This is a genomic window from Thermostichus sp. MS-CIW-30 (assembly GCF_054058015.1).
In genome coordinates this window covers 1-18,809 of record NZ_JBSRZW010000041.1, presented here as the reverse complement: position 1 = coordinate 18,809, position 18,809 = coordinate 1, and the positions used below count along the sequence as shown (strand labels likewise).

22 protein-coding genes and 3 pseudogenes are annotated in these 18,809 nt (G+C 57.4%); 14 read left to right on the top strand and 11 right to left on the bottom strand.

The genetic code is table 11. From position 1 onward, the window contains the following. Positions 1 to 154: 154 nt before the first annotated feature. The 5 genes from ACVWXW_RS13545 to ACVWXW_RS13525 all read left to right on the top strand — a co-directional run bounded on the left by ACVWXW_RS13545 (position 155) and on the right by ACVWXW_RS13525 (position 4,066). Positions 155 to 559 carry a YihY/virulence factor BrkB family protein gene (locus tag ACVWXW_RS13545; protein ID WP_457404223.1) on the top strand — a complete coding sequence of 135 codons (405 nt, stop codon included), beginning with the start codon at positions 155 to 157 and terminating at the stop codon, positions 557 to 559. 25 nt (positions 560 to 584) lie between these two features. Continuing rightward, positions 585 to 1,676: an L-threonylcarbamoyladenylate synthase gene (locus ACVWXW_RS13540; protein ID WP_457388214.1), complete on the top strand. Its 1,092-nt coding sequence runs from the start codon at positions 585 to 587 to the stop codon at positions 1,674 to 1,676. Positions 1,677 to 1,690: 14 nt separating this feature from the next. Continuing rightward, positions 1,691 to 2,230, top strand: coding sequence for a 5-(carboxyamino)imidazole ribonucleotide mutase (gene purE / locus ACVWXW_RS13535; RefSeq protein WP_414351697.1), 540 nt, complete (start codon positions 1,691 to 1,693; stop codon positions 2,228 to 2,230). A 66-nt stretch (positions 2,231 to 2,296) separates the two neighbouring features. Further along, positions 2,297 to 3,055: a hypothetical protein gene (locus tag ACVWXW_RS13530; protein ID WP_457404221.1), complete on the top strand. Its 759-nt coding sequence runs from the start codon at positions 2,297 to 2,299 to the stop codon at positions 3,053 to 3,055. A 324-nt stretch (positions 3,056 to 3,379) separates the two neighbouring features. Next, entirely contained in the window at positions 3,380 to 4,066 is a 687-nt protein-coding gene (locus ACVWXW_RS13525) for a DUF3318 domain-containing protein (protein WP_457404219.1), read from the top strand. 33 nt (positions 4,067 to 4,099) lie between these two features. Here ACVWXW_RS13525 and ACVWXW_RS13520 read toward each other — a convergent pair whose 3' ends face one another. The 5 genes and pseudogenes from ACVWXW_RS13520 to ACVWXW_RS13500 form a co-directional block, all read right to left on the bottom strand. Then, positions 4,100 to 5,029 (bottom strand): hypothetical protein, encoded by a 930-nt coding sequence (locus ACVWXW_RS13520; RefSeq protein ID WP_457404225.1) that lies wholly within the window; start codon positions 5,027 to 5,029, stop codon positions 4,100 to 4,102. A 63-nt stretch (positions 5,030 to 5,092) separates the two neighbouring features. Next, a pseudogene (locus ACVWXW_RS13515) lies at positions 5,093 to 5,356 on the bottom strand (BREX system ATP-binding domain-containing protein); the annotation flags it as partial. Continuing rightward, complete coding sequence (locus ACVWXW_RS13510; RefSeq protein WP_457404218.1) at positions 5,353 to 6,303, bottom strand: hypothetical protein; 951 nt, start codon at positions 6,301 to 6,303, stop codon at positions 5,353 to 5,355. The pseudogene ACVWXW_RS13515 and the gene ACVWXW_RS13510, both read right to left, overlap by 4 nt. Further along, positions 6,300 to 6,569, bottom strand: a complete 270-nt coding sequence (locus ACVWXW_RS13505) for a hypothetical protein (RefSeq protein WP_238376915.1) — start codon at positions 6,567 to 6,569, stop codon at positions 6,300 to 6,302. Before ACVWXW_RS13505 ends, ACVWXW_RS13510 begins: the two co-directional genes overlap by 4 nt. A 574-nt stretch (positions 6,570 to 7,143) precedes the next feature. Next, positions 7,144 to 8,097 carry an asparaginase gene (locus tag ACVWXW_RS13500; protein ID WP_414400684.1) on the bottom strand — a complete coding sequence of 318 codons (954 nt, stop codon included), beginning with the start codon at positions 8,095 to 8,097 and terminating at the stop codon, positions 7,144 to 7,146. Positions 8,098 to 8,239: 142 nt separating this feature from the next. Between ACVWXW_RS13500 and ACVWXW_RS13495 the strand changes: the two genes are divergently transcribed. The 4 genes from ACVWXW_RS13495 to ACVWXW_RS13480 all read left to right on the top strand — a co-directional run bounded on the left by ACVWXW_RS13495 (position 8,240) and on the right by ACVWXW_RS13480 (position 11,546). Continuing rightward, a complete protein-coding gene (locus ACVWXW_RS13495; RefSeq protein ID WP_011432672.1) occupies positions 8,240 to 9,034 on the top strand; it encodes a sirohydrochlorin chelatase in 795 nt (264 codons plus the stop codon). 64 nt (positions 9,035 to 9,098) lie between these two features. Further along, positions 9,099 to 9,881: a uroporphyrinogen-III C-methyltransferase gene (gene cobA / locus ACVWXW_RS13490; RefSeq protein ID WP_457404217.1), complete on the top strand. Its 783-nt coding sequence runs from the start codon at positions 9,099 to 9,101 to the stop codon at positions 9,879 to 9,881. Continuing rightward, positions 9,878 to 10,666: an ABC transporter permease gene (locus tag ACVWXW_RS13485; RefSeq protein ID WP_457404215.1), complete on the top strand. Its 789-nt coding sequence runs from the start codon at positions 9,878 to 9,880 to the stop codon at positions 10,664 to 10,666. Before cobA ends, ACVWXW_RS13485 begins: the two co-directional genes overlap by 4 nt. Before the next feature lie 190 nt (positions 10,667 to 10,856). Beyond that, a complete protein-coding gene (locus ACVWXW_RS13480; protein ID WP_414373979.1) occupies positions 10,857 to 11,546 on the top strand; it encodes a response regulator transcription factor in 690 nt (229 codons plus the stop codon). Here the strand turns inward: ACVWXW_RS13480 and ACVWXW_RS13475 are convergent. Next, entirely contained in the window at positions 11,532 to 11,795 is a 264-nt protein-coding gene (locus tag ACVWXW_RS13475; RefSeq protein ID WP_457404213.1) for a ParB N-terminal domain-containing protein, read from the bottom strand. The two genes, ACVWXW_RS13480 and ACVWXW_RS13475, sit on opposite strands and share 15 nt — an antisense overlap. 148 nt (positions 11,796 to 11,943) lie before the next feature. Here ACVWXW_RS13475 and ACVWXW_RS13470 point away from each other — a divergent pair, with 148 nt between their 5' ends. Both ACVWXW_RS13470 and ACVWXW_RS13465 read left to right on the top strand, forming a co-directional pair. Beyond that, entirely contained in the window at positions 11,944 to 12,378 is a 435-nt protein-coding gene (locus ACVWXW_RS13470; protein ID WP_457404211.1) for a hypothetical protein, read from the top strand. A 139-nt stretch (positions 12,379 to 12,517) separates the two neighbouring features. Then, the gene (locus ACVWXW_RS13465) at positions 12,518 to 13,000 is read left to right on the top strand and encodes an ABA4-like family protein (protein WP_011432680.1); all 483 of its coding nucleotides are present in this window, start codon (positions 12,518 to 12,520) and stop codon (positions 12,998 to 13,000) included. Between the two features lie 420 nt (positions 13,001 to 13,420). On the opposite strand, the pseudogene ACVWXW_RS13460 reads toward ACVWXW_RS13465, so the two are convergent. Next, a pseudogene (locus ACVWXW_RS13460) lies at positions 13,421 to 13,607 on the bottom strand (hypothetical protein); the annotation flags it as partial. Positions 13,608 to 13,743: 136 nt separating this feature from the next. Here ACVWXW_RS13460 and ACVWXW_RS13455 point away from each other — a divergent pair. Next, positions 13,744 to 14,364 carry a biotin transporter BioY gene (locus ACVWXW_RS13455; protein ID WP_457404209.1) on the top strand — a complete coding sequence of 207 codons (621 nt, stop codon included), beginning with the start codon at positions 13,744 to 13,746 and terminating at the stop codon, positions 14,362 to 14,364. A gap of 404 nt (positions 14,365 to 14,768) precedes the next feature. On the opposite strand, the gene gshB is transcribed toward ACVWXW_RS13455, so the two are convergent. Then, positions 14,769 to 15,716, bottom strand: a complete 948-nt coding sequence (gshB, locus tag ACVWXW_RS13450; protein WP_414350404.1) for a glutathione synthase — start codon at positions 15,714 to 15,716, stop codon at positions 14,769 to 14,771. A gap of 254 nt (positions 15,717 to 15,970) precedes the next feature. Between gshB and ACVWXW_RS13445 the strand changes: the two genes are divergently transcribed. Beyond that, positions 15,971 to 16,699 (top strand): pentapeptide repeat-containing protein, encoded by a 729-nt coding sequence (locus ACVWXW_RS13445; RefSeq protein ID WP_414328957.1) that lies wholly within the window; start codon positions 15,971 to 15,973, stop codon positions 16,697 to 16,699. Positions 16,700 to 16,738: 39 nt separating this feature from the next. Here ACVWXW_RS13445 and rpmB read toward each other — a convergent pair whose 3' ends face one another. Both rpmB and ACVWXW_RS13435 read right to left on the bottom strand, forming a co-directional pair. Beyond that, positions 16,739 to 16,975, bottom strand: coding sequence for a 50S ribosomal protein L28 (gene rpmB / locus ACVWXW_RS13440; protein ID WP_414373986.1), 237 nt, complete (start codon positions 16,973 to 16,975; stop codon positions 16,739 to 16,741). 24 nt (positions 16,976 to 16,999) lie between these two features. After that, a complete protein-coding gene (locus tag ACVWXW_RS13435; RefSeq protein ID WP_414328958.1) occupies positions 17,000 to 17,362 on the bottom strand; it encodes a hypothetical protein in 363 nt (120 codons plus the stop codon). Between the two features lie 165 nt (positions 17,363 to 17,527). On the opposite strand from ACVWXW_RS13435, the gene ACVWXW_RS13430 reads away from it, so the two are divergent. Beyond that, the gene (locus tag ACVWXW_RS13430; RefSeq protein ID WP_457404207.1) at positions 17,528 to 18,640 is read left to right on the top strand and encodes a dockerin type I domain-containing protein; all 1,113 of its coding nucleotides are present in this window, start codon (positions 17,528 to 17,530) and stop codon (positions 18,638 to 18,640) included. Position 18,641: 1 nt separating this feature from the next. On the opposite strand, the pseudogene ACVWXW_RS13425 reads toward ACVWXW_RS13430, so the two are convergent. Further along, a pseudogene (locus ACVWXW_RS13425) lies at positions 18,642 to 18,809 on the bottom strand (RNA-guided endonuclease TnpB family protein); the annotation flags it as partial.

Below are 18,809 nucleotides of genomic sequence, written 5' to 3'. Positions count from 1 at the left end.
TGGGGCTGTCGTAAACCAGCCTAGAGGTCCGTGGTTGGCTTGCCAACTGCAGGGCTACCGTTCGCGCCAGCGGGCCGGAGGCCTTAAGCCCGCCCCGTACTGCGAAGCAGTCAGGGCCGGGTAGTTTACTGCCAGCTTTTTGCGCTTCTTGGCCATGAAAGCGAGATCCTTAGCCCAGGAGGTTGACGGGCCGACTCAGTTGGATCCCTTGCGAGAGCTGGGGTTGAACTTGTGGGGGATCCTCACTTGGCCAATTTCCTTGGGGCTGGTCGTCTTCTCCTGCTGGGTGCTGTATCGATTTGGCCCCAGCCTGCGCCGACCCCAAATCCCGATTTGGCCGGGGGCCATCGTGGCCAGCCTACTGTGGGTTGGGGTGTCGTGGGGGTTGCGGATTTACGTGGAGCACTTTGGGCAGTTCAACCAAGTCTACAGGGCGGTGGGGGCGGTTATTGTGCTGCTGCTCTGGGTTTGGCTCACTTCCTTGGCGCTGCTGTTTGGGGATCAGAGCAACATCGCCCTCTACCAGGCGCAAAAATGGATTGAAGAACGGGATCCCTAGCCCTTACTCCAAATCCGAGTCATGGATGCAGACGGAAATTCTCTCGCCCACTCCTGAGCACATTGCCGTAGCGGCGGCAGCCTTGCTGCGGGGCCAGTTGGTGGCCATCCCCACGGAGACGGTTTACGGCCTGGCGGGCCATGGCTTGGATGAGCAGGCAGTGGCGAACATTTTTGCCGCCAAGGAGCGCCCCCGCTTCGATCCCCTGATCCTGCATCTGCCGGCTGGGGTGACCCTAGAGCAATTGCAGGGGTGGCTGGTGGACGTGTCGGCTTTTACTCCCGCCGCTCGCGCTCTGCTGGGATCCCTGATCGACACCTTCTGGCCGGGGCCCCTAACCTTGGTGCTGCCCAAGTGTCCCACCGTGCCGGATCTGGTGAGCAGCGGGTTGCCTACTGTTGCCCTGCGGGTGCCTGCTCACCCGGTGGCTCAAGCTTTGTTGCAGGCGGTGCAAACCCCTCTGGCTGCCCCCAGTGCCAATCGCTTTGGCCGCATCAGCCCCACCTCAGCCCAGGCCGTCTATGCAGAGTTGGGAGGGCGGATCCCTTACATCTTGGATGGGGGAGAGTGTGCCGTGGGCCTGGAGTCCACCGTGCTAAAGCTCAGCCCCGAAGGGATCCCAACGCTGCTGCGCCCAGGAGGGATCCCACTGGAAGCCCTGGAGGCCCACCTGGGGTTGCCCATCCGGTTGCCCCCAGAACAGGCCCCCAAGGATGGCACAACGGGCCCGCCAGAAGCGCCGGGACGACTGAGCAGCCACTATGCCCCCAGTAAGCCCCTCCGGCTTTTGCCCACCCCTTTTGCCCAGCTTCAGCCCGGCGATTGGCAACAGGTGCAGCACCTGACAACCGGTCATTCCCACCTGGGCATCCTCAGCTTTGCCACGGATCCGCAGGCTCTGCTGAACACCCTCTCCCGCCATTGGCCGGGGATCACGTTCAGTTTGGAGTGTTTGGGTTCGGATCCCAAGGCAGCCGCCCGCGCCCTCTTTGCCAGCCTGCGCCGCCTGGATGAGGGAGATGCTACGCTCCTGCTGGCAGAGCCCCCACCCATCTCGACGGGGTTGGGCTATGCGATGATGGATCGGCTACGCCGGGCCAGCAGCCTGTCGCGTTAGCGTCGCTTAGCGATATGGAACTCTCCCCCCTCGTTGCCATCGTAATGGGCAGCGATTCCGATTTGCCCACCCTTGCACCTGCCGCCCAGGTGTGTGAGGAGTTTGGGATCCCTTACCAGATGCAGATCCTCAGCGCCCATCGCACCCCCGAGGCCATGGTAGAGTTTGCCCGCCGCGCCCATACCCAAGGGATCCGCGTCATTATTGCCGGGGCAGGGGGAGCAGCCCATTTGCCGGGGATGGTGGCCTCTCTCACCCCTCTGCCGGTGATCGGGGTGCCGGTGCTCAGCCCATCCCTGCAGGGGATCGACTCCCTGTACTCAATTGTGCAAATGCCCAAAGGGATCCCGGTGGCCACGGTGGCCATTGGCAACGGCTACAACGCGGGTCTGTTGGCGGTGCAGATCCTAGCCAGTGGGGATCCCGATCTGCTCCGGCGGGTGATCGCCTATCGGGAAAGCCTAAAACAGGCGGTGCAGGAGAAAAACGACCAGTTGCAAACCCAAGGGTGGAAAGCCTACCTCGACTCTATAAAGCATAAGAGCATAATTTAAGGAGCGTTGATCTATCTTGCCGCTTGCAAAGGGTCAGGTGCGACAGAGTTTTGGGAGTTGCCATCGGTGAAGCATCAATCGGGTCGCCCTTCTTCCGGCCAGGGATCCTGGTCAGAGTATCTGCAGCGGGTGGGGCGTGGGGCAGTGGAGACGGGATCCCAAGTTGCTCTGTGGATCCTATCGGGGCCGCAGTGGCGGGTTTTGGCTCTGTCGGCCTTGGCGTTGGCAGGGTTGGCCTTCTGGAATGGGCGGCTGGCGCTCTCTCTGGGGGTGGGCACCTTGGTGATGTTGGGGCTACAGGGGGTGCGCAGCCCTGAGTTCAACCGCCGCTGGCAGGAGTGGCAAGCTTGGTTTCGGCAGGCGGATCGCTGGCTTTTGCTGGCAATTGGTTCGGGAGCAGCCGCCACCTTGGGCACCTACACCCTCATCTCCATCTGGGCAGAATCCACCCAACGCTGGCTGGCCACCGGTGCCATTCTACAGGGATTGGCCACTCTAGCCTTGTTGTCGCTGCTGTTTGGGGAGTGGCTCAGGGGCCGACAAGAGCGGCAACGGTCTCAATTGGAGCGCGACCTCAGCGACATTGCTTCTCCCGATCCCTTCCGACGGCTGGCGGGCGTTCGCCGCTTGCAGAGCTTAATGTCCCACCTGGATCCCGAGCAAACCCGGCTGGCGGTGGATTATCTGCGGTTGGCCCTCGACCAAGAGACGGTAGCGGTTGTGCGGGAAGCCCTGCTGGAGGCCCTACAGGGATGGGGGATCCTGCGCCGCCTCAACGATTTGACCAATCTCAAACACCCCAGCAGGGATCCCTCTTCAAACTAAGATAACGGCTGTCTTGGTCCTCAAGGGTTTGACTGGGATGATAAATTCAGTCCCTTGGGCAATCCGCCAAATAGATTGCTCACCTCAGGTTTAGCTAAACCGCCGAGAAGCCCCGCGCTGTATGCGTAGCAACCCTGCGGGAAGCTAGCTACAGGGTCGGGAGTATGTTACGCGGCATACCCCCTTTCCATCTAGGCTCAGGCTTGTCCCTCTGCCGCCAGCCCTATTGCAAAAAGCTTGCTTGGAGCTGGCCTGCAAGGAAGGCTAGAATCTTTTACTATGGGTAATCCTCTCCAGCCGCTCCCTTAGCCGCACTGTGCCAGCATGTATACCATTTCCGACTTTGACCGCCTGATCCAGTTTCTCCCAGTGGAGATCCGCTCTGAAGTGCAGATCGAGATCGGCACCCCTGACCAGTCTCGGGTTGTGCAGCCGTTGTGGCGCTTCCCCTGGCAAAAGTACTCTCGCTTTGCCATTGACCTCAGCCGTTGGCAGAAGCTGAGCCCTGACCAGCAGAAGATCTACTTCTTGCGAGAAGCGGTGATGGCCACAGAGCTGGCTTTGGGGGATAACTGGTCGGCGTTGTTGCTGTATCCCGCCTTGATCGGGGCCGGCAGCATGGGCATTTTGGTAGAGCTGCAGATGGGAGATAACCTCGGCGTTGGCTTAGCAGCAGGCTTGGCCGCGTCAGCGGTGTTTCTGTTGCGCAAAGCGGAGAAGGGCCAGAAGGCCCAGGTAGCAGCCGACGAGTTTGCCGTGCGCTATGCCTCCCAGAATGGCTACAGCTCCGAGCAAGCTGCTGCTATCTTGCTGAGCGCGCTGCAGCAGGTGGCCATCCTCGAAGATCGCGTCAAGAACGACTACGACACCACCATGCGCCGCCGCAACCTGGAGTTTTTGGCGCAGCGGGGCCTGGGATCCGGCACCTTGACCATCAATCCTAAGTACCGCAACAAAGGCCAGAGCTCCAACCCCGGCCCCAATCCTTACCAAAACCCCTTCCAGCGCTGAGGCCTCTCAAAGCTAGTTAGGGATTGACTGGGCTTATTCTTCGTCCTCTTCCAACTCTGGAAGCTCCTCAGTTGGGGTAGACTTGATCGCCTCATCTTCTACAATCACAATTTCTGTATCGGGGCTGTAATACCGACGCACATCCCACTCCGTAATCCAGCGGCGAATAATTGACCGCACAGTGGTTGTGCTGTAGAGCTCAGGAAGCTGTGGCAGCGATGGGCGTACCCAATCGGGATAAGCTTTCTGGTAGAGATCCGCTACCCTATGCCACATGGATTGAATGGCCTCGCGGGCTTCTAAGCAGGAACAGAGAGGGGTAGCTTGGCTAATAGCCTCCATGCCGGCCTTTACGACTTCCTCAGACATATGCTTCTGGAGAGCTATCTTAGGTGCTTTCTCCCAATCTCCTTTTTCTTGTAGAATGACCCTCTCGAAATCGCGGGTTACTGCTCCTACGAAAACCAGCGGAGCTTTCTTTATTTCTTCAGGCAGGGTTGTTGTACCAAACAAGTGCCCAAGAACGCGGTACGACTTGACCCGCTGAAGAAGACTGTACTGGGCAATAAGCTCAATCTCATCCACCAAAACCACCAAGCCCCCAAACCCTATGGCCCGACATAGCTGGGCACAGAAGGCCAGGCGCTGCCAGTGTAGGCTTTCTGCAGGGGGTAGCTTGCCAATGGGATAAGCACCTGCCAAGCCGTGATCCCGTAGGCTTCGCCTTACCTCTGAGGACTTCAGAGTGGGCTCACCAGCCCAAAAGCGGACAATGGCGTCTAGCTTCTCGTCATCGCCTCCTAACCTTTGGTACAGAGCCAAGGTGGCCGGCCACCAGCCTGACCCAAACTGCCACTGGTTAACCCAAAGCTGGAACTTCTGGAAAGAAGGCGAGGAGTACTGTAAAGAAGGCGAGGAGTACTGTAGCCGGGCTGCCATGCCTTGGATCCCACGCTCAACCATGTCAGGGAGCTCGACCTGGGCAAGGAGGCGGGGAATCAGGCGATTGGGGTTACCGAGGGGCAACTCTTTGGAGACGACAACTAGGGAGGTGGCAAAATTATTCTTCCTTGCTCGCTCCTGCAGGGTTAGTAGAAGATGGGACTTGCCTGTCCCAAAATCCCCCTTTATCAGCATTCCTGCAGGGCCTGAACTAGCACCCTTGCACAGCTCTTGAAAACGCTCCTCAATCTGACACTGCCAAGAGCCAAGTTCTGCAACTGCGAACCGGTTAGGAACGCCATTTCGTAGGGCTTCAATGGCCCGCCTAGCTGCAATCGCTACATTCATAGAAGCTGCACCATAGCTGTGCATGGATTAGGCTTTTGAAGAGAAGAAACCTCATTCTCAATTCGAGTTTGCAAAGCTCGATATCTATGATAAGACAGACGCTCAGATTCAATAAACTCTGGAGGAGCTAAGAAAATTAACACAGTTTTTTCTAGTTCACTCTCCGCATCGATAAACTCACGCAAAGTCTCGTAGAGCTCAAGGATTTGTCGACTGGTAAAGTTAGGGCGTCCACTGGGGGTCCGCTCGTAGTAGTGAAGCAAGCTGACAAGGACTGCTACTAAGCCGGATCGTCGTGTAAATAGTCTTAAGAAAGAAAGTAGAATCTCTCGAGCATTTGTCCTGTCAATCTTTCGAAAAATAGCCGCTTCACGCACCCGGCTGATAGAGCTCAGCGTACCTTTAAGCCACTCTTGAATTGCAGAGCATAGACCTTCCAGAGTGCCTGGGCTTTGAAGGGGTTCGTAGACAAGTCGGACTATGGCTTTGCGAAAGTCAAGGGCTAGTGAGTAATCCAGAAAACTACCTCTCTTAATTTCCCGATGAAACTCTAGTTTGATCTCACTGGCTTCAATCTGATAGAATTCGGCCAACTGCTCTAAAGTGCAGTCCTGCAGATCTAGCCTGGGAGGGTATCCAATTTTTTGGAGAATGTTGAAGCGCAGATCTTTGGCAAAAGTCTCCCAATCTACTCTCTGAGCAAGGGCAAACCAAAGCTGTTCGACTGAATGCAGCTTTAAGCACTCCTCTGTCAAATCAAAAATATGAAAGGAATACTGGTTAAGCTTTTCCAGCAGCGCTTTCCGCACCCAAGAGTAGGAATCTTTCGGAACAACGGCCAGCTTGACAGTGGCACCACCTTCAGGGATAAAAGAACGCAAGTAGTCTTCTTCCAGACAGCGCAGCCACAAATCAGGCTCTAGCCGACCCTGGCCCTCTTCGCTCATAGCTTCTCAAACTCCAAAAGATAGTAGGCGTGCTCCACCCCAGCTTCGTCTCGAATGCGGTAGTAGCGACCCGAGCGCGTGCCTGTAGACGCGGAGAAGATCAAGCGGTAGCCCTCCACATGGTTGGTGCCATTTCGATCCAAGAGGTAAAGATGCCGCGTAAACTCCACTTCGGTGTAGTCTGGGTTGTTGAGGTGGAGCACCTCGAAGACATCGCGAGCAGGTACTTGAAGAGAACGAGGCAGCTCTGCGCTTGACTTTCTCAAGTAACCCGCTGCAATTTTTGCCGCTTTCCAGATGCGTTCAAGAACTACCTCTGGATTAGTTTCTTTCCCTTTGGTCATTCTTGCTCGGAGAATCTTCTCTGCAATGGCACTGGGCCGTTGAGAGCGTAGAAGCTTGCGATCTATGCGCACTCCCTCCCTGGAAAAGCGCACTAAGGCGGGGAAAGCTACAAAGACATGGGGGCTTTCCGTAGGCAGCCAAGGCTGGCCGACTCGTTCTCCTACCTCGCTAGCAAGTTCTTCAAGAGAAGTTCTCTCCAAAACCTGCTGGGTTTGTTCAAGGGCTTGTCTTACCGTCTCCACCTGGGAAAGAGCCTCGCTGAGGACAGAGCTACAGCCTTGTAGCTGGCGGCTCAGGGCTGGAACTTGCCCTCCTTTACAAGCGACTTGGGCTTTCCCTGCGGTCTCCTTTGCTTTCTTAGTCAGGGCAAATAGCTTGCCTAGCTCGTCGTCAAGAGTCTTGAAGAGGGCTTCAATCATTAGTTTTTGGGCCTTTTCTTCGATAAAACTAGCATCACCAAGAGTTTGGGTGCAAGGCCTTCCCACCTCCGGCTCTTCAAGGCATGCGCAGCTCCCCTTCTACCTCGAGGCGGGTGTAGGGGCCGACGCGAAGGAAGCGCTCCCCCAGCATCTCGGCGGCGGCAGGCTGGATCCAGCCCATGCGCTGCAGCAGGTGCAAAGCCAAAGCATATTTGGCCCGTGCAGCTCCATCCTGAACCTTGATGGCCAGGCCCATGCCTTCCCCTACCCGGCCAATGCATTGGATCCCTTCAGCACCCGATTTGCTCACCAGATCCCCTTGAGTGGCCCGCATCAATTCCGTGTCGAAACACCCCTGTCCGGCCACCATCTCCGGGTGATGGGTCATGGCCCGTGCTACCGATTCCAAGTCGGGCCGCTCGCCAGCAGTCAGTTGGGCGAATAGGGAGGCCAGGTGATTCAGTTGCAATTGGTAGGTGGGCACCCCACAGTCATCCCGCGCAAACAAAAACTCCTCCGAGGGCATTTGCAGCAAATCCGCCAACTTGGCCCGCACCAGCGCTTGCACCGGATGCTGCCGCTGGGCGTAGTCTGACAAGGTCCAGTTTTGGGCGCGGCTGGCCACGAGCATGCCGGCATGTTTGCCGGAGCAGTTGTGGCAAAGGGGGCTGGGCTTGCCGGGTGGGGTGGGGCAGACCAGCAAATCGGGAGATAGATCGGCCCGCCACAGTATGCTGAACACCTGCCGCGCATGAGCCGTGGTGCCCTGATGGGATCCGCACATGATGGCAATATCTTTCTCGCTGAGGCGGTAGCGCTCGCGGATGCCGGTGGAGAGCATGGCCAGTGCTTGGAAAGGTTTGAGGGCAGAACGGGCAAAAACAGGGGTGGTGCTGTTGCCGGCCATGGCCAGAGAACGCCCGCGGCTATCGGCCACGACAGCTTGGCAATGATGGATAGATTCGGTCAACCCCTCCCGCAAGACATGGATTAAGAGTTCAGGGGCGGTGGAACGATTCTCAAATGACATGAAAACCTGGGAAAGGGCTGACGAAGCTGGGAAAGAGGGTGTGTACTCTTCAAATCATACGCGCAGATCCTACGCGAGAAGTTGGCGGGATCCCCTAAAGTAGCAAAATGGAACCCTTCCGCTCGGATCCCTGACCTCTGCCATGTCCTCCAATCCCCTGGTGTTTTTGGTCTGTCACGGCAGCCGGGATCCCGATTATCAGCAGGCTTTGGCAGATTTGTTGGCCCGGGTGCAGCAGCAGCTGGCTCCCCAGCCGGTGGAGCTGGCCCAGTTGGAAGGTCAGCCTCTCACCCTGGCCGAACAGATTCAAGGACGGCTGGCAGCTTGGCTGGGCGCAGGCCGATCTCCCGATCAAGTGGTGCTGCTGTCGCTGTTTATGGGCGAGGGATCCCACGTGGAAGAGGATTTGCCGGCTGCGGTGAAGCAGGTTCAAGCTCGCTGGCCGCGCCTGCCCATCCGGTTAACACCCCCCATTGGCCAGCACCCGGCCCTCCTGGATCTGTTGGTGGCTCGCATTCTGGCTCCACAGCCCTCTTGCTCTGCAACGCTCAGGCAATCCGGCGAACGGGCAGATGCCTGGATTGTGCTTGGCCATGGCAGCCGTCTGCCGGGGTTTGCCGCCCAGCTCCAAGCAGGGATCCAAACTGTGCAACGGCGCTTGCCCGAGATCCCCTTGCATGTGGCTTTTGCTGCCCAGTCCCCCACCTTAGAAGCGGTCGTGATCCATTGCTTGCGCCTTAGCCAGTGCCGTCTACGGGTGCTGCCGTTTTTTCTCTTTCCAGGCGGTCTGCTGCGCGCCCTACAAGAACAGGCTCAGCGATTACAGCGGGAATGGCCTCTGCTCCAAATCCAGGTGGAGCCGCCCCTCTGGCGGGATCCTCAACTGATGCAGGCCATTGTGGAGACACTCCAGGCTTTTAGCCCGGCGCTGGAATAGCCGAATCTTTCCCGTTCCCTCAAAATGGATATTTCCAACAGCAATGACGCGACCAGGACTTGAGATGGGCAAAGTGTATTTGGTGGGGGCAGGGCCTGGGGATCCAGGGCTGCTGACGGTGAAGGGAAAGGCGCTACTCGCCCACGCGGATGTGGTCATCTACGATGCTCTGGTGGGATCCTCCATCCTGGAGCTGATCCCGCCGACGGCAGAACGGATCTATGCTGGCAAACACTGCGGCGCTCACACCTTGCCCCAGGAGCAGATCACAGCCTTGCTGATGGAGAAAGCTCGGACGGCAGCCGTGGTGGTGCGGCTCAAAGGGGGGGATCCCTTCATCTTTGGGCGGGGGGGAGAGGAGATGTTGGCTCTGGTGCAGGCCGGGATCCCAGTGGAGGTGGTGCCGGGCATTACGGCGGGCATTGCCGCCAGCGCCTATGCCGGGATCCCTCTCACCCATCGCGACCTCAGCTCCTCAGTTGCTTTTGTTACCGGACATGAGGCGGCAGGGAAATACCGCCCTCAGGTCAATTGGCGGGCTTTGGCCGGGGCGGTGGAAACCCTGGTGATCTACATGGGCATGCACAACCTCAGCCACATTGCCGCCGAATTGTTGGCCGGAGGGAAAGCTCCCGATACCCCGGTTGCTCTGATCCGCTGGGGCACCACTCCTGAGCAAGAGATTCATCTGCTCCGTCTGGAGACTCTGGTTGGACAGCCCTCACCCGTAGCACCGCCCTCGATTGTCGTGGTGGGAGCGGTGGTCAGCCTGGCCGGCTTGTTGCCCACCTTGCGTCCGCTAGCCTCGTATTGCTCCGCAACGCTTACAAAACCGGAATCTTCATGAACGCCTTTTTGCGCAAGTTGGGTGCCCTCTTCTCCGCCTACTACGCCTACATGCTGGAGTACCGGGCCGAGCTGATCCTGTGGGTGTTGGCCGGATCCCTGCCCCTGATCATGATGGGGGTGTGGGGCGAGGCAGCCCGCTCAGGAGACTTCTCGCTGTCTGCTCTGGAGTTCATCCGCTACTTTCTGGCGGTGTTCCTGGTGCGCCAGTTCACCATCGTCTGGGTCATCTGGGACTTTGAGCGAGAGGTGGTCGAAGGCAGATTATCTCCCCTCCTGTTGCAGCCTCTGGATCCCGCTTGGCACCATGTGGCCAGCCACCTGATGGAGCGCTTGGCCCGTCTCCCCTTTACCCTGGTTTTAATCGCCCTTTTCTTCGTCCTCTACCCCCGTGCCTTTTGGATCCCCTCTTGGGCCCAGGTGGGGCTGGGATCCCTGGCCATTCTCCTGGCTTTTGCCCTGCGCTTTCTCATGCAGTACACCTTGGCGCTGCTGGCCTTTTGGGTGGAGCGGGTGACGGCCTTGGAGCAGTTCCATTTTTTGATGTACTTGTTTTTCTCGGGGGTGATTGCTCCTCTTGAGGTGTTCCCACCCCCCGTGCGCCAGCTCTTGGCCTGGACACCCTTCCCCTACCTGGTGCACTTTCCCGCCAGCCTCTGGGCAGGGATCCCGGTGGACATTCTGCGCGGTTTTGGCCTGGGCCTGGCCTGGACGGGCCTGCTCTGGCTGGCTAACCGCTGGTTGTGGCGCAAAGGCTTGCAACAGTACTCGGGAATGGGAGCTTAGAGGGCCAGGTTCAGTCCCCCATCTTTACAGCCACCGTGGTTCTCAGCTTTCAACCAGACCACTTCTGAAACCACTATCATGGGTTCAGTCTCCGTAGCCAAATGACGAATCCTGTCCGTCTCCCTAAAATAGCGACAGATAACGGGTAATAGCGCTTTACCCTTTTCCTTGACAGCCTCCTCGGGTTCTCATGAAGCGTGTACTGGTCGTAGATGACGATCCCCTCTCCCTGAAGGTGCTGAGCCGCCACCTGACTCAGCATGGCTATCGGGTTTCTACAGGCGCTTCGGGTGTGGAAGGATTGCGCCTGTTTGCCCAAGAGCAGCCGGATGTGGTGGTTTCAGATGTGGTGATGCCGGAAATGGACGGCTTTGAGTTTTGCCGACAACTGCGCCAACAGCGCGGCGGCGAGCTCGTCCCCTTCATTTTTCTCTCTTCGCGGGGAGAGATCGATGACCGGGTTCAGGGCTACGAGCGGGGGGCGGATGACTACATCATCAAGCCCTTTGAACCCCTGGAGTTGGTGGCCAAAATCGAGGCCCAGATTGAACGCTCCCGCCGCACCCAATCGGAAATTTTGCGGCTAATCCAACAGCAGTCCCAGCCAAAACCCGAAGCGGACCCCCGCCCCACCCCACCCGAATTGCCTCTGACCCCTGCTGAGGAGCGGGTCTTTCGGGAAGTCATTCGCGGCTTCACCAACAAGCAAATCGGCGAGAAGCTGTTCATCAGCCCGCGCACTGTGCAAACTCACCTGACCAACATCCTCAGCAAGCTTTCTTTGGAAAATCGCTCGCAACTGGTGCGTTTTGCCTACGAACGGGGCTACACCGCCCAAGAGGAGCCGGGCCAGAAGGGATCCCTCTCAGGCCAGGTGTAGCTTCAAAACAGCACGTGGCGCTTTTCGCACCCGGCAGGGGATCCGCTCCTTGCCCAAGCGGACAAATGCCTCGTAGCGATGGCAGCCGGAGAACCCATAATACTCCCCTTCCACTTCCAAAACCTCAATGGGCTCCTGTAGGCCGATTGCTTCAATGGAAGCCATCAGCGCCTGCACCTTATCCGGATCCGTTTGCCGCGGCAAAGGGCGGCGAATTTGGGCAAGGGGAATCTCGCGAATCTGCGCCATGTTGAACTTTCTCCCTAAGCAAGCTACTTAATCATACTCGTTATGACTTTGCTCTATCAAGACTGGCAGAGGGGATGGATTCTCAGGCCAGAGCATGGCAGGATAACACCATTCCTCACTGCTCTCTCCCTCAGTAGCCAACCCAGCCATGTGGCAACTCCTCAAAGCCTTATGGGGAAAGATCGCCGGCCAAGCCCCCCCTGCACCCCCCGCTGCCGCGCCACGACCACCCCTTGACAAGAGGCTGGTTCAGCAGCCCTCTCCCCGGAATGTCCCTGCTGCAGAGGCCGCCCGCAAAGAAGAAGCCCCTGAGCCCACACCAGAACATCCCGCCCCAAAAGTTGCAGCAGCCCAACGGGGTGAGGAACCTGTGGTGTTGCTCCCTTCTCAGGAGAAATCCCCAGACTCTGTGGCAGTAGAATCCCCCACCGGCCCGGCTCAACCCACCTCTACCGCCAAAAGCATCAGCAGCTTCTGGGCCATGACCGACACCGGATCCCGGATTTCCTGCATTGCTGCCACCACCGACAGTGGCCGTGCGGTCAGCTCCATTGCGACTGCTAGGCTCCGCCAACCGGAATAGCGACCGGGATCCCTCTGGCTCCAGAAAAAAACTTCAGGGCAAGTCAGGAATAACTCCTATCCATTTCCACCCGCTACTGCAGGGATCCCCAGGGGGCATTGGGCCGATAATAGACAGGTAGCGTTGGGGGCTGCCAAGCATGCTGGAGATGATCTTTAACGGGGCTAACTGGTTTGCTCTGCCCTTTTGGGCCTTGATGATTCTGCTGCCGGGTTGGAAGGTAACCCGCAAAGTGATGGAATCGCTTTTGCCCATCGCTCTTTTGGCGGCGGTTTATTTGTATCTTTTGGTCACCGGGTTTAATGCCGATGTTCTCAAGGAATTTTCCAACCCTCAACTGTCTCTGACCAGCTTAACTGGCCTATTCAGTCAACCCTCTGTTATGGCGACGGGATGGGTCCACTACATCGTCATGGATTTGTTTGTGGGCCGCTGGATCTTCTTGGAAGGGTGGGATAAGCGAGTATGGACAACCCATTCCCTGATTTTGTGCTTGTTTGCTGGGCCTGTGGGTCTGCTCTCCCATTTGCTTACGGTGGCGATTGTACAAGCAACTCGCCAGAACCGGCCCAGTGTTGCTCAACCTGAAAAAGGCTCAGAAGTGCCGCAAGAATCCATCTAGCCCCTGCTTGGCTTTATGGCTCTTTCCGATGCACAGGGTGCAAAATGAGCAGCGTGGGATCATCCTCGACCTCAACGTTGCTGCCACGCAGCTCCCCAGCGCTACGTACTCGCCAGCACACAGGGTGGTTCCCGAGTGCCTTTAGGTGCCGTTGTAAACAACAACCACAAAACCCACTGAGGTCGGATCCAACCGTCAGGCTGTCGGGTTTAGGGCCTACAGCCCGTTTACGCGAACAATGCGCCCTGTGCTGCTGTGGGCGAGAGCGGCTGACTACCCTGGCACTGCAGGCAGCGTAGCACAAAGCCGCTTTAAAGGGCGGGGCTTCAAACCCAGTTTTTCGGTAACCGAATTCTTGTATTCTGAAACCCTGACATACTGATACATTTACGCTGAACACTGCTGAACATCACTGTTCAACTATGCAGCGATAGCATTCTGTTTGTTTCCAAACAGAATGGCGGTATCCCGCAAAGCTTTGAGTAGAATACCCAAAGCGCAGTTTCCGTGTCGTCTTACTACCAATTTTCTGCTTTGCTTTGGCTACCATGTTGGCAGACTCGAAAGTAAACAGAAAGATCAACTGGTAGTAATCCGTACTGAACATATTATACATTATTTTCAGTATAGTTGAGCTTATTATTGACTAGAGTCATGCTCCCCGCCCTACTGGCTTGCTTCCGCGCAGCGATGGGACGGGGCCTTAAGCTCAGTCTTCGGGTAAACAGGAGTGCAAACCTCTCATGACTGCTACCTTTGTTCACGCACCCTTGGCGCAAACTGTTCTGCCTCGCCCTTCCCGAACTCGGGATCTCCTGCTGGTTCTGGGGGGAAGTTTGTTCGTAGCTGCCCTGGCTCAGGTGCGGATCCCTCTGCCCTTCACGCCGGTACCGATTACCGGACAAACCTTTGGGGTAATGCTGGTGGGGGCAGGCTTTGGGGCACGGCTGGGCTTTCTCACGTTGCTGGTGTACCTGCTGGAAGGGATCCTGGGATTGCCCTTCTTCAGCGGTGGCGGATCCGGGCTTGGCCACTTGGCCGGGGCGACGGGGGGCTACCTGTTGGCTTTTCCCCTGGCTGCAGGGCTGATGGGTTGGTTGGTGGAGCGCTGGGGCGTGGATCGCAACCCCTGGAAGATGGCGCTGGCGATGTTGTCCTGCTCGGCTCTGATTTTTTTGCTAGGAGCCACTTGGCTAGGGGTGTGGCTGAACCAGAATGTTGAGCCCACCTCGATCTTGGCCGTCCTCAACAAGGGGGTCTTCCCTTTTATTCCAGGAGACTTGGTGAAGTGCGGACTGGCGGCAGTGCTGCTGCCCACCATCTGGCGCTGGGTGGGACGGGAAAGGCCACCGGCTGACTCGTAACCCACTGGGCAAGAGCAGCAACTCTAAAGACCGCTCCGGCAAAGCAGAAGGGGCTCGGGATTAGCCTCGGGTCGGAAAATCTAAAAAAAAGATAACAGCTCCGAGGATTTGGCCTTTTTTCTGAGATTCTAAAAACTGTGCTCAATACGGTGTTCAATACGGCCTATTCATGGAGCTTTTCTTTATATTGCTCTAGAGTTTTATAAGTCGCTGACTGGTCGCGATAGAGCCCCCTTGTGGGGCTTTTTATTTTCTAGCTGCCGACCAAAAGAAGCTGATCTCAGCCTTAAGCTATAATTATGTCTTTCTGAATTCATGGGATCCCTATGGATTCCCTGGATAGACGGGATCCCTGCCATGCAACAGACGCGCCGGATCCCAGAAACATCCTGGTGGGTAGTCATTCAGTCCTTGACGGGCACCTTCTTTTCCAGCCACTGAGCCACTTGATCTGCCAGGTCAACTCCTTCCAACTGACAGAGTTCTCGCAGCATTGTTGGGCTGGTCACGTTCACTTCGGTTAGTCGTTCCCCGATAACATCAATCCCGACAAAATACAGCTTCTCCTGCCTGAGCACCGGTGCCAAAGCCCCGCAGAGAGCCCGTTCTTTTTCGGTAATCTTTGTTTTTTCCACTCGACCGCCGGCAGCAACATTGCCCCGAAAATCGCCCTCTCCAGGGATCCGATTGACGGCGCCCAAAGGTTCTCCTTCCAGCAACAAAATGCGTTTATCTCCTGCCGCCGCCTGTGGCAAATACTCTTGCACCATCACGGGCAGCCGACCAAATTGGGTGCTCATTTCAATCAACGAGTTGAGGTTTGGATCCCCGGCATTGACCCTCAGGATCCCTTCCCCACCTTTGCCACCCAAGGGCTTGAGCACCGCCTGTCCTTCCTGTTCAACAAACTGACGCAGCAGACGCTTGTTGCTGCTGACGCGGGTGCGCGGGATCCACTCTTGAAATTGCAGGGCATAGAGCTTTTCGTTGGCCGAGCGGATCCCGGCAGGATGATTGAGCACCAGTGTGCGGCTGGGAGAGAGACGATCCAAAAGGTAAGTGGCATAGAGATAGGCCGCATCTACCGGCGGATCCTTGCGCATCCACACCGCCTGCATTTGGCTCAGGGGCAGCAGTTGCCGGTCTTTGACCTCATACCAGGGATCCGCCTTCAGATCCAACCGGATTTCCTCAAGGGATCCCCACGTTTCCCCTTGATCCCAGTAGAGATCCGCCAGGCCCAGGCAGAAAATGCGGTGCCCCCGTTTCTGCAGAGCTTCCATCAGGGCAATGCTGGTGTCATGGCCCACCTGCAACTGAGGCAATGGATCGACAATAAAAGCTACCTGCATGGGAGGTGTGGTTCACTGACGAAAGGCTGCCCCGAGTATGCAACAAATCGGAGCCGATTGTGCTCTGCTGGCAGGCTGTTTCCACAAGAGAAGACCCCCTCTGGAAAGCTCGATGCAGAGTTGTCTTTTTAATATCCTCTTAACCTCGACAGGCGACGCAAACGTTAGCTTGATAGGTGGAATCCCCAGTTGGCCCTCAGTTCTCGGCTGGGTTGACCGGATTTCTGGCCTAACCTGTGAGGAATGCTCCATCTGTGAGTGCTCCCCCTTCTCAACCCTCAGAGCCGGTTCGCATTGAAACCACGCGGGACTTGCTGGAAGCCTTGCGTGAGGGGCGCTCCCTGGTGGGTGCCAACCTGGAGAATGCCTACCTCTCGCGGGGCCTGTTCGACCGCATTCAGATGCCCAAATCCAATTTGACGCGGGCTAACCTGCGCTCGATCAGCCTGCAGCAAGCCGACCTACGTCTGTGCAACTTTCGCCGCGCTGAGCTAGAGCGGGCCAATTTTACCGCCTCAGATCTACGGGGATCCAGCTTTAGCCAGGCTCTGGGGGACTACAGCAACTTTACCGCCGCCAAACTGGACAAAAGCAGCTTTCAGGGGGGCCGTTTCAGCCATTCCATCTTTCGCGAAGCCAGCTTGGTGGCTGCTAATCTGGCGGAGGGGAACTTTTTTGCCGCCGACTTCCGCCAGGCCAACCTATCTCGCTGCAACCTCTCCCAGGCTGCCTTGGTGAGTTGCCAGCTTCAGTTTGCCAACCTGGAACAGGCCATTTTGGTGGGGGCCAACCTACGGGACGCTCAGATTGAAAACACGCTCTTCAGTGGAGCCGATTTTACCGATGCCAAGCTCTCCGATGAGACGCGCAAGCTCTTAATCGAGCGGGCCAGCGGCACCAACGAGCTTACCCAACGGGATACCCTCAACACCTTGCTGGCGGGATTGCAACCCAAGTCCCGTAAGCTTTTTGGCTTGCTGTGAGGTTGGAGCTGTCAGACACAACTGGGCTGAGGAGAAAGCTCAAAACCGGCTGAGGTCGATCCCGGCTTCCCGGGCCATGGCTCCTATACCCTTGGCCTTGAGAGTCTTCAAGGCTTTGGTGGAAAGGCGCAGACGAACAAACCGCTTACCCTCTTCCCACCAGATGCGCTTCCACTGCAAATTGACTTCCTGCAGGCGCTTGGTGCGCCGGTGGGAGTGGGAGATGGCAAAAGCGTTGTTGCGTTTCTTGTTGGTTAGTTGGCAGCGACGCGCCATGGGATCAAAGCAAACTCAGCCTAGCTATCGTAAGGCATCTTTTTGTTGGGCAGCAAGCTGAAGTTGACTTTGCAACTGGGCTAGCTCTGCCTTCAGTCGGTCAAAGGTTTGTTGGCAGTGGTTAACGCTTTTTAGGGGCAGCTCTTCATTTTTGGCAATGCAGGTCACCTGTACAGAGCCGTCGGCAGCCTGACGGGTGCGATCCACAAACACTTCCACCGTCACCAGTTTGGTGTAGGGATTTTTTCCGGGAGGCTCGCCGGCCACCCAATAATCAAGGCTGTTGTGGAGGACATTGAGTTGGCAGCGCTCCAAAACGGCGCGGATCGACTCGCTGAGCTGCTCGGCTGAGCCCACAAGCTGGGTAACGCAAGAGTATCGAGCCATAGAACAGGCAAGCCACCACGGTTATCCTACCATTAAGTTTTCGGCTCCTGCAGCCAAAGGCGAACCGGCAAAATTGCGCTCAAGAGTACTCTACACCGGCTCGGTTAGCCCTGCTGCGAGGAGGTGAATTACGTTAGAACATGAACAACTCCCAGGAGAGTTGCCATGTTTAGGGTCTCCTGTTTGGCTCATTCTCTTTTGCTACTGGGATCCCTGGGCCTGGGTTGGATAGGCGTGTCTTTTGCCCACGCGCAGCCCTTTCAGGCGGGCGACCTGGATGGGGATGGCCGTTTGACGGTGCAGGATCTCAACCTGTTGGGGGCCTACTTGCGGGGAGAACGGGGATTGACCGACGACCAGATCCGAGCTGCCGATGTCGACCAGGATGGACGGATCACAGAAGCCGACTGGCAAGTGTTGCAGCAGCGCATTCAGGCAGCAACGGATGTGCCCACAGGACAGGTGCAGTTGGATTCCGCCTATTCGGGACAGGTGGTGGATCGGCTGACAGGGCAGCCCTTGGCCGGGGCGGAGGTGGCCATTCCGGGGGCGGGTATTTCGGTGCGCACCGATGCCCAGGGTCGGTTTCGCCTGCCAGGGCCGCTGCCGGCAGAAGAAATTTTGGTGGCGCGGCTGGAAAATTACTTGCCCTATTCCCAAAGTACAGGCAACGGTCAAGCCGGCGGGGATCGGCCTTGGCAACTGCAGTTGGAGCGCTGGGATCCCAACACAACTTTGGTACTGGAGGCGAATGTCATCCGCCTGGGGGATAACCAGTACTCACCGGAATCGGCTGCCGCCGGGCAATTTCTGGGCCCTGCCCAAGGGGTGGAGATGACCCGCTCTTTCACTTTGCAACGCCTGCCTTCCCGCCCACCGGTTTTGCGGATTGGATCCCTGATTGGGTTGGATACAGCTGCCGCCTATCGGGCCGGTCAATCCCGGATCCCCAGCGCCAACATGTCTCCCATGCAAGTCATCTTGAACGGGGTGGAAATCGAACAGATTCACCTGGGGGGAGATAACCTACAGATTCCCCTGCCTCTGCAACATCTGCGCCTGGGCCTGAACACTGTTACCCTGCGCACCGGCAAAACCCTGATTGAGCCCAGCATGGTCACCCGTGGTCCCCAAGTGCCGATCAGCATTCCCCTTTTCGGGGGATCCCTGCACATCTCGGTGCCGCTGGGAGGTGATACAGTCATCCGGCACGGTGGAGCCTGGGTGGATCATGACGATGTGCAGTTGGCTAACGTAACCATCGAGATCCCCAAGTAAACTACCCGGCCCTGACTGCTTCGCAGTACGGGGCGGGCTTTCGGTAGCCCTGCAGTTGGCAAGCCAACCACGGGCCTCTAGGCTGGTTTACGACAGCCCCAAGTTTGGCAATCATGTTGGCCCCATTCCAGTCCGCATCCCCTTCCCATCCACAGTGCCCACACTTGAA

Excerpts from the sequence above, each read along its gene's own strand:
- ACVWXW_RS13545 (WP_457404223.1), top strand. The coding sequence starts at position 155 with ATGAAAGCGAGATCCTTAGCCCAGGAGGTTGACGGGCCGACTCAGTTG.
- ACVWXW_RS13540 (WP_457388214.1), top strand. The coding sequence starts at position 585 with ATGCAGACGGAAATTCTCTCGCCCACTCCTGAGCACATTGCCGTAGCG.
- purE (WP_414351697.1), top strand. The coding sequence starts at position 1,691 with ATGGAACTCTCCCCCCTCGTTGCCATCGTAATGGGCAGCGATTCCGAT.
- ACVWXW_RS13525 (WP_457404219.1), top strand. The coding sequence starts at position 3,380 with ATGTATACCATTTCCGACTTTGACCGCCTGATCCAGTTTCTCCCAGTG.
- ACVWXW_RS13520 (WP_457404225.1), bottom strand. The coding sequence starts at position 5,029 with ATGGTTGAGCGTGGGATCCAAGGCATGGCAGCCCGGCTACAGTACTCC.
- ACVWXW_RS13510 (WP_457404218.1), bottom strand. The coding sequence starts at position 6,303 with ATGAGCGAAGAGGGCCAGGGTCGGCTAGAGCCTGATTTGTGGCTGCGC.
- ACVWXW_RS13500 (WP_414400684.1), bottom strand. The coding sequence starts at position 8,097 with ATGTCATTTGAGAATCGTTCCACCGCCCCTGAACTCTTAATCCATGTC.
- ACVWXW_RS13495 (WP_011432672.1), top strand. The coding sequence starts at position 8,240 with ATGTCCTCCAATCCCCTGGTGTTTTTGGTCTGTCACGGCAGCCGGGAT.
- cobA (WP_457404217.1), top strand. The coding sequence starts at position 9,099 with ATGGGCAAAGTGTATTTGGTGGGGGCAGGGCCTGGGGATCCAGGGCTG.
- ACVWXW_RS13485 (WP_457404215.1), top strand. The coding sequence starts at position 9,878 with ATGAACGCCTTTTTGCGCAAGTTGGGTGCCCTCTTCTCCGCCTACTAC.
- ACVWXW_RS13480 (WP_414373979.1), top strand. The coding sequence starts at position 10,857 with ATGAAGCGTGTACTGGTCGTAGATGACGATCCCCTCTCCCTGAAGGTG.
- ACVWXW_RS13475 (WP_457404213.1), bottom strand. The coding sequence starts at position 11,795 with ATGGCGCAGATTCGCGAGATTCCCCTTGCCCAAATTCGCCGCCCTTTG.
- ACVWXW_RS13470 (WP_457404211.1), top strand. The coding sequence starts at position 11,944 with ATGTGGCAACTCCTCAAAGCCTTATGGGGAAAGATCGCCGGCCAAGCC.
- ACVWXW_RS13465 (WP_011432680.1), top strand. The coding sequence starts at position 12,518 with ATGCTGGAGATGATCTTTAACGGGGCTAACTGGTTTGCTCTGCCCTTT.
- ACVWXW_RS13455 (WP_457404209.1), top strand. The coding sequence starts at position 13,744 with ATGACTGCTACCTTTGTTCACGCACCCTTGGCGCAAACTGTTCTGCCT.
- gshB (WP_414350404.1), bottom strand. The coding sequence starts at position 15,716 with ATGCAGGTAGCTTTTATTGTCGATCCATTGCCTCAGTTGCAGGTGGGC.
- rpmB (WP_414373986.1), bottom strand. The coding sequence starts at position 16,975 with ATGGCGCGTCGCTGCCAACTAACCAACAAGAAACGCAACAACGCTTTT.
- ACVWXW_RS13435 (WP_414328958.1), bottom strand. The coding sequence starts at position 17,362 with ATGGCTCGATACTCTTGCGTTACCCAGCTTGTGGGCTCAGCCGAGCAG.
- ACVWXW_RS13430 (WP_457404207.1), top strand. The coding sequence starts at position 17,528 with ATGTTTAGGGTCTCCTGTTTGGCTCATTCTCTTTTGCTACTGGGATCC.